The organism is Breoghania sp. (assembly GCF_030066895.1).
Lineage (GTDB): Bacteria > Pseudomonadota > Alphaproteobacteria > Rhizobiales > Stappiaceae > Breoghania.
On record NZ_JASJAV010000002.1, the window covers coordinates 99,789 to 112,058 of the forward strand.

At 62.2% G+C, this 12,270-nt stretch carries 11 protein-coding genes and 2 pseudogenes; 6 read left to right on the forward strand and 7 right to left on the reverse strand.

All coding sequences use genetic code 11. The features are described 5' to 3' along the window. Positions 1–11 precede the first annotated feature (11 nt). The 4 genes from QNJ43_RS03615 (at position 12) to QNJ43_RS03630 (ending at position 1,777) form a co-directional block, all read left to right on the forward strand. On the forward strand, positions 12–473 hold the full coding sequence (locus QNJ43_RS03615; RefSeq protein WP_300467457.1) for a hypothetical protein: 462 nt from the start codon (positions 12–14) through the stop codon (positions 471–473). 97 nt (positions 474–570) lie between these two features. After that, the gene (locus tag QNJ43_RS03620) at positions 571–981 is read left to right on the forward strand and encodes a hypothetical protein (RefSeq protein WP_300467459.1); all 411 of its coding nucleotides are present in this window, start codon (positions 571–573) and stop codon (positions 979–981) included. Positions 982–1,022: 41 nt separating this feature from the next. Continuing rightward, entirely contained in the window at positions 1,023–1,319 is a 297-nt protein-coding gene (locus tag QNJ43_RS03625; RefSeq protein WP_300467461.1) for a hypothetical protein, read from the forward strand. Next, on the forward strand, positions 1,304–1,777 hold the full coding sequence (locus tag QNJ43_RS03630; protein WP_300467463.1) for a hypothetical protein: 474 nt from the start codon (positions 1,304–1,306) through the stop codon (positions 1,775–1,777). The genes QNJ43_RS03625 and QNJ43_RS03630 overlap by 16 nt, the downstream gene beginning before the upstream one ends. Before the next feature lie 17 nt (positions 1,778–1,794). Here the strand turns inward: QNJ43_RS03630 and QNJ43_RS03635 are convergent, their stop codons facing one another. From QNJ43_RS03635 to QNJ43_RS03645, 3 genes and pseudogenes are all read right to left on the reverse strand, one after another. Then, the gene (locus QNJ43_RS03635) at positions 1,795–5,130 is read right to left on the reverse strand and encodes an adenylate/guanylate cyclase domain-containing protein (RefSeq protein ID WP_300467465.1); all 3,336 of its coding nucleotides are present in this window, start codon (positions 5,128–5,130) and stop codon (positions 1,795–1,797) included. A 185-nt stretch (positions 5,131–5,315) separates the two neighbouring features. Further along, on the reverse strand, positions 5,316–5,717 hold the full coding sequence (locus QNJ43_RS03640) for a DUF188 domain-containing protein (protein ID WP_300467939.1): 402 nt from the start codon (positions 5,715–5,717) through the stop codon (positions 5,316–5,318). A 113-nt stretch (positions 5,718–5,830) separates the two neighbouring features. After that, positions 5,831–7,620: pseudogene (locus QNJ43_RS03645) on the reverse strand (ABC-F family ATP-binding cassette domain-containing protein). Positions 7,621–8,062: 442 nt separating this feature from the next. Here QNJ43_RS03645 and QNJ43_RS03650 point away from each other — a divergent pair. Then, the gene (locus QNJ43_RS03650; protein ID WP_300467467.1) at positions 8,063–8,746 is read left to right on the forward strand and encodes a GntR family transcriptional regulator; all 684 of its coding nucleotides are present in this window, start codon (positions 8,063–8,065) and stop codon (positions 8,744–8,746) included. A 21-nt stretch (positions 8,747–8,767) separates the two neighbouring features. On the opposite strand, the gene QNJ43_RS03655 is transcribed toward QNJ43_RS03650, so the two are convergent. Beyond that, positions 8,768–8,890, reverse strand: coding sequence for a hypothetical protein (locus QNJ43_RS03655; protein ID WP_300467469.1), 123 nt, complete (start codon positions 8,888–8,890; stop codon positions 8,768–8,770). Positions 8,891–9,129: 239 nt separating this feature from the next. On the opposite strand from QNJ43_RS03655, the pseudogene QNJ43_RS03660 reads away from it, so the two are divergent. After that, positions 9,130–10,274 (forward strand): annotated as a pseudogene (locus QNJ43_RS03660) (acetyl-CoA acetyltransferase). A 90-nt stretch (positions 10,275–10,364) separates the two neighbouring features. Here the strand turns inward: QNJ43_RS03660 and QNJ43_RS03665 are convergent. The 3 genes from QNJ43_RS03665 to QNJ43_RS03675 form a co-directional block, all read right to left on the reverse strand. Further along, positions 10,365–11,048 (reverse strand): alpha/beta hydrolase domain-containing protein, encoded by a 684-nt coding sequence (locus QNJ43_RS03665; protein ID WP_300467471.1) that lies wholly within the window; start codon positions 11,046–11,048, stop codon positions 10,365–10,367. A 210-nt stretch (positions 11,049–11,258) separates the two neighbouring features. Beyond that, positions 11,259–11,486, reverse strand: coding sequence for an alpha/beta hydrolase domain-containing protein (locus QNJ43_RS03670; protein WP_300467472.1), 228 nt, complete (start codon positions 11,484–11,486; stop codon positions 11,259–11,261). After that, positions 11,467–12,240: a hypothetical protein gene (locus QNJ43_RS03675; protein WP_300467474.1), complete on the reverse strand. Its 774-nt coding sequence runs from the start codon at positions 12,238–12,240 to the stop codon at positions 11,467–11,469. The genes QNJ43_RS03670 and QNJ43_RS03675 overlap by 20 nt, the downstream gene beginning before the upstream one ends. Positions 12,241–12,270: the final 30 nt, after the last annotated feature.

A 12,270-nucleotide genomic window follows, 5' to 3' on the forward strand; every position in this document is an offset into this window, starting at 1 on the left:
GCCCCAGCGTGATGAAAAAGATCGTGATGCGGCGTCGCGCCGTTTTCGCGTCTCTCGTCGTCGCGAGCCTCGTCAGTATCGCCGTGCTAATGTTTTCCGCCATGCGGCGCGGCGGCATCCTGCCAGTGGAAGGCGTGTTGCTCGCGCTCTTCCTGGTCATGCTACCTTGGCTCGTCATCGGCTTCTGGAATGCGGTCGTCGGGCTCCTGCTCATGCGGTTTTTCCGTGATCCGGCCGCCGCCGTCAATCCGCTACTCAAAGACGAGCACCCGAATGCCCCGCTGACGACGTCGATCGCCATCCTCGTCTGTCTCGGGAACGAGGAGATCGAGGGTGTCGCGCGCAGCGTGGAGATCATGCTGGAAGACCTCCTGCACAAGGGTGTCCTTCCGCATTTCCATCTTTATCTGCTCTCCGACAGTTCCTGGGACGACATCATCGATCAGGAAGAAGAGGCCTTGCCGCCTCGCTGAAGGCGCGCTGGGGGAGCGATATCGATGTGACCTACCGTCGTCGTACCGACAACTATGCCTCCAAGGCCGGGAATATCCGCGACTTTTGCGAGCGCTGGTGCTGGATGCCGACAGCTACATGGATGCGTCCGCCATCCTGCGGCTCGTGCGGCTGATGCAGTCGAACGAGAGGCTCGGCATCGCGCAAAGTTTCGTGGTCGGCCTGCTGACGATGAGCGCGTTTGCCCGCGTCTTCCAGTTCGGCATGCATCTCGGCATGCGCTCCTACACGCTCGGCTCCGCCTGGCGGCAGGGCGATTGCGAGCCCTATTGGGGCCACAACGCGCTGATCCGCCTCAAACCCTTCATCGAGGACTGCCATCTGCCGGAACTGGATGGGCGTGGCCCCCTGTCGGGACCTGTTCTCAGTCACGATCAGGTCGAGGCGGTCTTGATGCGCCGCGCGGGCTACGAGGTGCGCGTCATTCCTGAGGAAGGCGGCTCCTTCGAGCAGAACCCGCCGACCTGATCGAATTCATCCGCCGCGACCTGCGCTGGTGCCACGGCAACATGCAGTATCTGAAGCTTCTGGGCATGAAGGGCATCCGCCCCGTCGGTCGGATGCAGCTTGTGCTCGCCATTCTGATGTTCGTCGGCTCACCCGCCTGGGTCGCCTTCATGATCCTCTCCGCAGGGCTCGTCATCGTCTATGACGATGCCACCCGCAACTTCAATCCTGCCCTCGGCGGGGTGCTGTTTGCCTGTGTCATGACGATGGTCTTCGCTCCGAAATTCGCCACCGTTGCGGACATTCTGGCCAATTCTGAGCGTCGACGCGCCTTCGGTGGCACGTGCGTATCGTCCTGAGCGTCGTGGGCGAGATCGCCTTTTCCATGCTGCTTGCCCCCGTCATGGCGATCACGCACACGGTTTTCATCGGCAAGCTGGTATTGGGCAAGGGCGGTACCTGGGCAGCACAGCGTCGCGGGCTCCATGCGGTGCCGTGGATGAGCGCGGTGCGCCGCCTGTGGCCGCAGACCCCGTTCGGCGGTGCCGGTGTCGCGTGGTTCTCGGTCTTCGCAAGCCCCGTGCTCATACCGGCATTGCCGATCATCCTCGGGCCGTTGATCGCCATTCTCTTTGCGCGGCTGAAGGCATCAATGTTCCTGGGGCGTCTGGCGCTTGCCAGCGGTCTGTGGCGCATTCCGGAAGAAGCCTCCCCGAGCGCCGATCTGTGTAGCCTCGGCCTTCCGGCCCTGCCTTCATTGGCAGAGACTTCGGTGCCCGGTCTGATCTTTGAGGATGCGCCCACCGCTGCCGAATGAGCCTTGCGGGTGCGCGTTTAGGCGGAAAATCCCTGCGCCGGTTTCGCGTCGATCTCCGCCATGGCGTTCGGGGCTGATTTCTTCAAAAACGCCTCGAGCGCCGCAATGCCATCCCGGTCTTCCCCCTTGCGGCAACGCGTCAGGCTTTTGCGGACAATTCGCCCGCTTTCGCCGTGGCGGTTCTGGGAGGCGAGCCAATTGGCGAAATCGAGTGCGGTTCGCGCCTCAAACAGCAGCATGTTACGTCGCCGCGTATGTTTCAGGGCGCGGACGAACAGACACTCCGTCTGCTCGGGCGGCGCTGTCTGTGCATCCAGTACGGCACATTGGCGCCACAGCTCGCTCTGGTAGAAGCCTTCGTGACTCTGGCTGGCCTGTAGGGTTGCACTTTCCAGCCGTTTTCGCGCTTTCTCAAAGGCACCTGCGCGCAGGTCGCCTTGGGCCAGCATGGCCAGAAGGTATGGATACGCGACCCGGGCGCCCATGCCGATCAGAGCCGCAAATCCTGTCTCGGCAAGCTGCAGACCGTCATCCACCTCGCCGGACCGGATCATGGCGTGGCCCAGAGTGATCTGCGCCCATCGTCCCCAGAAGGGCAGGGAGCGGTTGCCGCAATATTCGAGTGCCATCTGTGCCGCCTCGGCGCTGTCCGGTCGGCCGAGCAGGTCGTGAAGTATAGCCCGGCACAACAGCGTGTAGCCGAGCGTATGCCCATGGTTCAGCTCCATCGCCATGCGCAGCGAGAGATGGCTTGTCTCCAGGGCCGTTTCGCTCATGCCGAGCATTGCCTGCGACATGGCGAGGAAGGCCAGCACGCCCGGTCGCGAGTCCTTGCCGAAGAGCACGGAGCGGTAGGCCTGTTGAGGGTTGTTGTAGAGATCGGGGATGACGGATAGGTGCTGACGGGATTCCGCGGGGCGTCCCGACCAGAACAACGAAGCCCCCATTTGTCGGCGCGCTTCGATTTCGTAGTAGGGATTGGATTTCTGACGAGCCGTGGCTAGGCATTTGCGCGCAAGACGCAGGGCCTGTCTGTGCTGGCCGCGCACCAGCATGATGATCTGTTTGCCGAGCTGCGCGCTCAGCAGAGATCCGTTCACCGCATTCAGATGGTCGGGCGCGATCTGGCCGACGAGCTTGAGAGCCTTGTTGAAATGGCGTTCGACCTCCGGTTCGGTGAAGCCGTCCTCCACCATCAGCACCGTGCCGAGCGCCACCAGCGCCTTCATTTCGGTCCGGACCCGATCCGGGCCTGCAGGCGCCTCGCGCGCAAGCCGCAGGGCTTCTTCGGAAGCTGCCCGCGTCTTCTTTAGGTTCGATCGTGCGGCCGCGCGTTTTGCTGCGGTCAGCCAGTACCCGGCAGCCGCCTCTGGCCGCCCCGCCTCGCGCGCATGGTGTGCCAGCAATTCTGGACGCGCCTGTGCCGGGCCCGCTTCCCAATTCTCTTCCAGCAACTCCAGAATGCGGGCATGGATGTAAATCTTGTCTTCACGCCAAAGACCGGCATAAGCCGCATCCTGAACGAGGGCATGCTTGAAGCGATAGGTCGGCATGCGCCCGGCCGTGCGATAGACGAGATCTGCCGCAACGAGTTGATCCGTCGCCTTATCGACCAACCCTCTCAGCTCGTTCTCCCCTTTGCCGACGGTGGGCGGCAGGCCGGTCGCCGCGGCAACGCGAACGAGCATTTCCAGAGTGAAGTCGCGCCCGAGACAGGCTCCGATCTGCGCGATCCGTTTCGGCGAGAGGCTGTCTGGCTCGCCGGGGTAGAAATCGTCCAGCCGGGCGGTGAGGGAATCGCGCAAGGTCGCTGGAATGCCGTCAGCGGGCATTCGCGAGGCAGGGAGAGGGGCCGCGATGTCGTGTCCGTCGTTTTTCTCGAGGACGGCGCGCGTCAGTTCCTCGATGAAGAGAGGAACGCCGTCGGATCTTTCAACGATCCGCGCGATCCAGTCTGAGGGCAGAGCCTTCGCTCCAGTGAGGCGGACAACGCTGCTGACGATCACTGCGGAATGCGTCTGGTTCAATCTTTCCAGGGTGAGAGAGCGGCAGTTTCGCGCCGTTTTAAGCCCGCTCAACGGCGTCTCTTGCTCTGTCTGGGGAGAGGGTCGGTAGGTGGCGATGATCATCACCGGCTTGTCCGCGGTGCGCGCCGCTAGGTCCTCGATAAGCGCAAGCGAGGTTGCATCCGCCCAGTGCAGATCCTCCGCGACCAATATGAGCGGATGTTGGCGGGCGAGATCTTCCAGGCAGGAGACCAGCAGATCCGTCGTGCGTGTGCGGATTTCCTCCGGCGAAAGCGTGCTCAGCAAGGGCAGATATTGCGCGGCGGGCAGATCGACGAGACGGGCGAGAAGCGGCACATAGAACCCGTCTCGGATCCCCAGATCCGTCAGAAAGGCGCGCAGGCGCAAGACCTTGGCTTCTTCCGTCTCCTCTTCCTCCAAAGCGATGAAATGGCTGAGGCTGGCTGCGAACGGGTGGAGTGGGGTCCGCGTGAAGAGCGCCGAGCATTGCAGCTTGATCGAATGCAGGCCTTCGCCGTTTGCCAGCCTTTTCAGAAAGTTACGGGTCAGCCGTGACTTGCCGATGCCCGGCTCCCCGATCAGACACACGACCTGCCCACGCCCCGCGCATGTCTTCTCCCAGGCTTCGAGCAGGACCGCCTGTTCGTCGTTCCGGTTGACGAATTCGGACAGGGTGTCCTCTCGGGTCCGGTCGAAACGTGTGGGCCCGTGCGTCGGCATGACGGGGCGGTGCACCGTCAACGCCTTGCGAAAACCCTTGATCCGGGCCTTGCGCGCCCGTCCATAGCGAAAATCGGTATGTGTCAGCCGGAACGTGGTGTCGTCGACCAGCACCATGTTTTGGCCCGCCTCGTTTTGCAGGCGCGCGGCAAGGCTGGGGGCGGGGCCGAGCAGCTCCAGCCCGTCCGGGTCGTCCGCCCGCCGGTCGACCACCGCAACCTCGCCCGTGGCAACCCCGATGCGCAGGCGAAGCTCCCGCCCGTTATGCTTTCCGGATCGGAGCCCATCCGACGATCTCTGGATGTTCCCGATAATGTCGAGCGCGGCCATGACGGCGCGGCTGGCATTGTCCTCATGGGAGAGCGGATAGCCGAAACAGCAGAGGATGCCGTCGCCCTTGTGATGACAGATGATCCCGCCGAAAGCGAAGACGGCACGACGCACCGTCTCCCGGTAGCTGTTGAAAACCGCCCACAGGTCCTCAGGCTCCAACGCGCACGACATGGCCGTCGATTGCACGATATCGCAGAACACGACGCTGACTTGCCGACGCTCGGACGTATTTCCGTAAGTCGGTACCCGGGAGGCTAGGTGTGCAGTGCTCAACGGCTGTCGCCCAATCTGGTGCGGTTAATCCGATGTGCACAACGAACAATCGGCCACCCGCACTCTCCGGTCGCGGCCTATTTGTTTTTCACGTTGGGGGAAGTGTGGAGGGAATGAAAAGATTTGTCCAGTCGTGCAAAGGAACGAGACGGACCAGGCTCATCTGCGTCGCATCGAGGTTGCATTCACCCGGCGCGGCGCGCTGCCTGCACCATGTTTTCCAGCGCTCCCAGAAACGCGGACCGGTCCTTGCGGTCGACCGGAGGGTTGTTGCCGCGGATCTCTAACGTCTCGTGCAGGTGACGGTTCAGATCCCGCATGGCGAGCGCCATGCCGATACTGTCGGCATCGAACGGCTTGCTCGACTGGCCGAGCACCCGCGCGCCTTTTTCCAGGCACCGGGAGGTCAGCGGAATATCGTTGGTAATGCAGATACCGCGCGCGGTGATGGCGTCCGCGATCCAGTCGTCGGCCGTGTCCGGGCCTTCGGGTACGATCATGCGCTTGACCAGCGCGCTGTCGTCGAGCCGCATCCACTGGTTTGCCACGAAATGCATGACCAAGCCGTGCCGCTCTCCCACGCGCATCACTTCCGCCTTCACCGTACAGGCATCCGCATCCACATAGATCTGCGGATCGGTCGGGGTCGGTGCGTCGCTCACGGGTTTGCCAGCTCCTCGCGCAGGATTTCGAGTTTGAGCTAGCGCTCCTCCGTCGCCTCAAGATCGGCTTCCAGTTTCTCAAGTTCCGCCGTCACCTTGGCAAAGCCGTCCGGATCCGAGATCTTTCCGTGCCGCGTCGCGATGGCGATCTGGAGTTCCTCCATCTCGCTGGGCAAGGTCTCTAGCGCATGCTTGTCCTTGAAGGGGAACTTGCGTTTGCTCTGCTGAGGCTTCGCCGAGGATGCGGATTGCGCGGCGGACTTGCCGTCCTTCGCTGCCTTGGGCGCGGTTTCGGCTGTGGACCCGTCCTGCCCCTGGGGGCGTGCGCGAACCCCGTGACCGCGCTGGGCGACCATGTCGGAATACCCGCCCGCATATTCGATCCAGGCTCCGTCCTCTTCTCCGGCGATGACCGACGCCGCCACCCGGTCGAGGAAATCGCGATCGTGCGAGACAAGGATCACGGTGTCCGTGTAATCGGCGATCAGTTCCTACAACAGGTCGAGCGTTTCCAGATCGAGATCGTTGGTCGGCTCGTCCAGCACCAGAAAGTTCGACGGCGTTGCCAGTGCCCGCGCTAGCATCAGTCGCCCGCGTTTGTCGCCTGAAAGAGCGGAAATCGGCGTGCCTGGCTGCTCCGGCGTGAACAGGAAATCCTTCATCTAGGCGACCACGTGCTTGGTGGCGCCTACCACCTCCACCATGTCGCCGCGCCCCTCCGTCAGGGCTTACTTCAGGGTCCAGGAAGGATCGAGGCTCGCGCAGCGCTGGTCGAGCGTCATCATCTGAAGGCTGGTGCCGAGCTTGATCGTCCCGCTGTCGGGGGCTAGCGCGCCCGTCAACAGATTCATGAAGCGTGGTCTTGCCCGCGCCGTTGGGGCCGATGGTGCCGATTCGGTTGCCGCGCTGGACGATTATGGAAAAGCGGTTGACGATCGTGCGCTTGTCGAAGGTCTTGGAGATATCCTCCGCCTCCACGACGACCTTGCCCGACGTCTGGCCCTCGCTGGCCGTCAGCTTGACGTTGCCTTACGCCTTTCTCTGCTCGCGGCGCTGGGTGCGCAGTTCGGCGAGTGCGCGCATGTGGCCCATATTGCGCTTTCACCTTGCTATGACGCCGTAGCGCACCCAATGCTCCTCCGCCACGATCTTGCGGCCGAGCTTGTGGTGATCGCGTTTTTCCTGCTCGAGTAACTCGTCCCGCCAGGTCTTGAAATTGGCGAACCCTTGGTCCATCCGGCGCAGGGTCCCGCGATCGAGCCAGAGTGTCGAGCGGGCCAGATCCTGCAAGAAACGGCGGTCATGCGAAATCAGAACCATCGCGGAGCGCATGGAGGGAAGTTCCTCCTCCAGCCATTCGATCGCGGGCAGATCGAGATGGTTGGTCGGCTTGTCCAGCAAATAGAATGTCCGGAACGGGCGCCAGCACGCGGGCAAGAGCGGCACGGCGGGCTTCTCCGCCCGAAAGCGTATCGGGCTTTTCCTCTCCGGAAAGACCGAGTTCGTTCAACAGGTATTGCGCACGGTAATGGTCGTCGCCCGGCGCCAGCCCCGCCTCCACATAGGTGAGTGTCGTGGAGAACCCGGAAAGGTCCGGTTCCTGCGGCAGGTAGCGCACGGTCGCGCCCGGTTGAACGAAACGACGCCTACTGTCGGTCTCCACGAGACCGGCGGCGATTTTCAAAAGGTTCGACTTGCCGGAGCCGTTGCGTTCGACGAGGCACAGCCTGTCGCCGGTCGAGACGGACATTTCCACATCTTCAAACAGCGCAGTGCCGCCGAAGGTCAGCCGGGTCGATTGCAGAGTGAGGAGCGGAGGAGGTGCCATGATCCTTGCGCATTTACCCTTGTCCGTGCCGCACGACAAGGCTCACGTAAGTTTCCCGCGCATCATCTGTTGCCCGGATCTCCAGTGATATCTCTGGTGAAACCCCTGGCGAGATCGCCGGCTAACTGCCTGCGGCCATCGTATCACCGCAGTCATGACGCCTGGTAACCCTGTTCCATTCGAGGGCGTGCCGCTCGTTTAACGAGGTTACACATTCGTCCGCCAGACAATAACGTATACATGGCGACATGAAATGCGGTTACAGAGTGCACGAGTTACGAAAAGCAAGTCAAGAGAGAGCGATGTCAGTAACCATAATGCCATAAACTGACTGCCGCAGGCTAAAGATGGCCAAAAAAGGTCGCGCGACCGTGTAACAAGATACCGCGCTAAATCTCAGTAGAGAGAATTAAAATTTTAAACGTCTGATCACGGAATACAGATGCAGGTTCCGAAATACGAGTTGATTGCCGAGACACTCGGTCGTGAGATCCGCGAAGGCGTTCACCCGGAAGGCGCACTCCTGCCGACGGAGGCGCAACTGTCTGTCCGTTTTCAAGTTAGCCGGCATACGATACGCCACGGCCTGCGCGCGCTGCGCGAACGTGGGCTCGTCAAGTCGCAGCAGGGGCGCGGAACGGAAGTGGTGAGAATCTGCGAGCGCACCGTCCGCGCCGGACGTCACCTGCTCGAAGGTTTCGCCGCCGCTCCCTTCGACTGGCCCTTTCGTCTGAGCGGTGTCTCCACCGTGACGGCGCAAGAGCGGGCGGAGATCGACTGGTCCTCGGCCGAACAGATGCTGCGCCTGGCCGGCATCTTCGGCGACGAAGCCTCCACAATGGAGGCGCCTGCCCAGATCTTCCTGAATGAAAGCTGCGGTGATGTCGTTCCGCGCCTGGGGGATGGTCGCCTGCCGGATCTGCTGGCGCTCATGCATGGGCTTCGCTCAGCGCAGATACGGCAGGATATTCTCTGCGAAAGCGCAGATGGAGAGGAACGAAACCTGTGTCGACTGATCCTCATCCGTCGATATGTCGATGACACGGACAATGTCTATCTGGTGCTCCGCGCCACCTGCCCGCCGACCTCCTTCGCGCTCCACTCCATCCTCTCCGGCGCCGACTGATCCGCCCGATCCCCCATCGTCTCATGTCGTCAGCCGCAAATCCCCGGCATCCGCGTCGCTCAGGTCACGAGTGCGGTAGCCGTCTTGTGCATCAGTTTCATAAGGCGCGACGACTGGCACGCCGGAATTGCCGAAGCCCTTCACGCGCGTTCCAAATCATTCAGACGCATCAATCATTCAATTGAATGAATCGACCCAATTGCACCCGGCGCTATTGTTGCATTGCGTAATGGGCATTAACGTTCGCCATGTTCGCGGCGTATCGGGAGGATGTGCGCGCGGGAAACACGAAGCATCGCGCTGCTCGTCGCAAACAGCACGGCGCCCCCGCGGGCGCAAAGGGAGGAACGTATATGAGTGCAGCAATTGTCGGTTGATCGCATCTGCCCTTCGGCAGGCTTTCCGAGGAGACGGTGGAAAGCCTGCTCGTCAAGGCCGCGAACGACGCGTTGGCGGATGCGGGGATCGAGGCGGGCGATGTCGAAGAGATCGTGCTCGGTCATTTCAACGCGGGCTTCTCCGCCCAGGATTTCACCGCCGCGCTGGTGCTGCAGGGCCAATCCGGCGCTGCGCTTCAAGCCAGCCAATCGGGTCTCGGGTCGAAAACGCCTGCGCGACCGGCTCCGCCACCGTCCATCAGGGCGTGCGGGCGGTCAATTTCGGGGCTGTACGCTTCGTCCTCGTCGTCGGCGTAGAGCAGATGACCACCACGCCGGGGCCTAAGATTGGCAAGAACCTTCTGAAGGCCTCCTATCTGGCGGAGGAGGGTGATATCCCGGCCGGTTTTGCCGGTGTCTTCGGCAAGATCGCCAGCGCCTATTTCCAGAAATACGGCGATCAGTCGGATGCGCTGGCGGCGATCGCGGCGAAGAACCACAAGAACGGCGTGAAGAACCCTTACGCGCAGATGCGCAAGGATCTGGGCTACGATTTCTGCCGGGCGGAAAGCGACAAGAACCCGATCGTCGCCAGTCCGCTGAAGCGTACCGACTGCTCGCTCGTGTCGGACGGTGCGGCCGCGCTGGTTCTCACCAACACCGAGACGGCGCTCGGCATGAAGAAGGCCGTCGCCTTCCGCTCCACCGCGCATGCGCAGGATTTCCTGCCCCTGTCGAAGCGCGACATCCTGAAGTTCGAAGGTTGCACGACCGCCTGGGACCGCGCCCTGAAAGCGGCCGGGATCACGCTCGACGATCTCTCCTTCGTGGAAACGCATGACTGCTTCACCATCGCGGAACTGATCGAATACGAGGCAATGGGACTGGCGCCGGAAGGCCAGGGCGCGTGCAGCCCTTGAGAGGGGTGGACGACGCCGGACGGCAAGCTTCTGGTCAACGTTTCCGGCGGGCTGAAGGCCAAGGGGCACCCGATCGGTGCGACGGGCGTGTCGATGCACGCCATCACCGCCATGCAACTGGCGGGCGAAGCGGGCGACATGCAGCTTCCCAACGCGGAGATCGGCGGCATCTTCAACATGGGCGGCGCGGCGGTCGCCAATTACGTTTCGGTGCTGCAGGCGTTGAAGTAGCGTAAGACATCCCTCCGCATGTCGGGTCTTCAAAAGAAAACGCCCGCCGGTTTCCCGGCGGGCGCTCGATGATCGTGAGGCTTCCGGCGGTTACTTGAGGCCGAGGGAATCGGCGTCACGCTCCGCATATTTCAGCGTCGTGGCGACGTCTTCCTTCAGCATCAGCCGGTCGTTGACCAGATCTTCCGCCGCAGCCTTGACCTTGGCCAGGTAGTCGGCCTTGTCCGCATAATGCTCGGCGAGCGACTTGCGGCTGTCAGTCTTGGTGGCTTCGGCCGGGAACGGGATGAAGGTGCCGTTCGTGGTGTAGAGCTCACCGGCGGAATAGCCCTTCGCACGCGGGTTCCAGCCCTCATAGGTGCCAAGCGGCACGGCCAGACGCGACTGGATCACGCCGCCCTGCGGGTTGTCGTCGGCATCGACCGTCGGAACCGGTTCCGGATAGGTCTCGCCGCGGGCCGGCGGCTGGGTCGAATAATCCATCACCTGAAGCACGTTGTACTTCGGCGCCAGCGGCTTGCCCTCGATCTTGGGATAGACCTGATCGGCCAGAGGCGTCAGGGTGCCGTCGGTCAGGTTTGGATAGCGGCTGGCCGGAGGTTCGGTCCCGTCGGCGACCCAGGCCTTCATGTCGGTGAAGAGAGCGCGCAGGATCGGCGTGGCGCTCAGCGGATCATTCGGATAAACAGTCTGCGTCTTCTCGGCCGGGGTCGCACTCCAGTTCGCGAAATGCTGGGTTCCGGTGATGAAGTAGAGGCGCACGTTATCCGGCATGGTCAGTGCCGTCTTGCCGTCCGGAGAGGTCGACAGAAGATAGGCCTGCGCCTGCTAGAACTCCGTGGAGCTGTCCGACTGCATGATCTTCGGGCAGGTTTTGGTCGAGAGGCAATTCTGCAGAATGCCGCCGGTCTTGCCCGAAATCGGATCAGTCATATTCACATAGGTGAAGGGGAACTGATCGTTCGGATAGTTGTGATCCTCGTGCTAACGGGAATAGCGACCGGGCTGCGCAAAGGCGAAGTTGGTGAACGTCTTGCGGGAGCCTGCGATGTGCGCCGTCACGTCGTCGAAGACGCGATGACCGCCCTCGTCCGCGTTGAAGCCTTGATAGACGAGGTCGCGCATCATGCGGCCGGACTGGGAGATACCCATGCCGACGGTGTACTTGATGCCGCTCAGCGGGTTGGTCGCCTCATGGCCGGGGGTTCCCACGCAGGAACGACACCACGTCGCGGATGCCCGCCATGCCGAGTCCTGCGGGAACCGGATTCTTGACCTGATAAATGAACTCGTAGATCGCGCCGTTGGACATTCCCTCCGGACGGGTGATCTCGATTTCAGTGGGGCTAACATACTTGAAGCTCAGGCCCTTCGGCGTCGTCTGCTCGCCGGTCTCGTTGTTGCGGACGGTCAGCGTCGCCTTGGAAACGTCAAGGCTTGCGGCCGGGTAGCTGAGCTTGAGCGTGCCGATCTTGCCCGGCTTGTCGAAGATGGCCTGCTCGCGCGACGTGGCGGTAACACCCTCTTCGACGGGCAGGTTGATGTTCATCAACTTGTTCGGCAGGCCCGGCTGCCAGCCGTTCCACACCAGCGTGTCGCCGTGCTTCAGCAGGAAGCCGTCACCGGCGTCCTCGGGCTTGGAGGGAATGCCCGCCGCACTCGCATCGTCGAGCAGCTTGAAGCTCAGGTTACGACCGCGGTTTACCACTTCGTAGAATAGGAAGGGAGAGCGCTTAGCCTCGTCCGTGGGGCGAAGGATGGACACTTCCGTTGAGAAGACGACGTCGCCGTTTTTGTCTTTCGGCGCTTTGTCCAGCCCAACGATCACTGCATTCTCTGGGGCCTTGGGGTCTACGGCGATGGTCGCAAGAGCGTCGATGCACTCATACGTTACCGACACACCGTAGGATGTACCGTCAAAGACAGGCGTCGAGGACTCGATCTTGAAATCCACAACGCGTGCCATCGCCGTGCTTGAAAGCAGCGACGCTGCGAC

Excerpts from the sequence above, each read along its gene's own strand:
- QNJ43_RS03615 (WP_300467457.1), top strand. The coding sequence starts at position 12 with ATGAAAAAGATCGTGATGCGGCGTCGCGCCGTTTTCGCGTCTCTCGTC.
- QNJ43_RS03625 (WP_300467461.1), top strand. The coding sequence starts at position 1,023 with ATGCAGTATCTGAAGCTTCTGGGCATGAAGGGCATCCGCCCCGTCGGT.
- QNJ43_RS03640 (WP_300467939.1), bottom strand. The coding sequence starts at position 5,717 with ATGCGCGTGGGAGAGCGGCACGGCTTGGTCATGCATTTCGTGGCAAAC.
- QNJ43_RS03650 (WP_300467467.1), top strand. The coding sequence starts at position 8,063 with ATGCAGGTTCCGAAATACGAGTTGATTGCCGAGACACTCGGTCGTGAG.
- QNJ43_RS03665 (WP_300467471.1), bottom strand. The coding sequence starts at position 11,048 with ATGCCGGATAACGTGCGCCTCTACTTCATCACCGGAACCCAGCATTTC.
- QNJ43_RS03675 (WP_300467474.1), bottom strand. The coding sequence starts at position 12,240 with ATGGCACGCGTTGTGGATTTCAAGATCGAGTCCTCGACGCCTGTCTTT.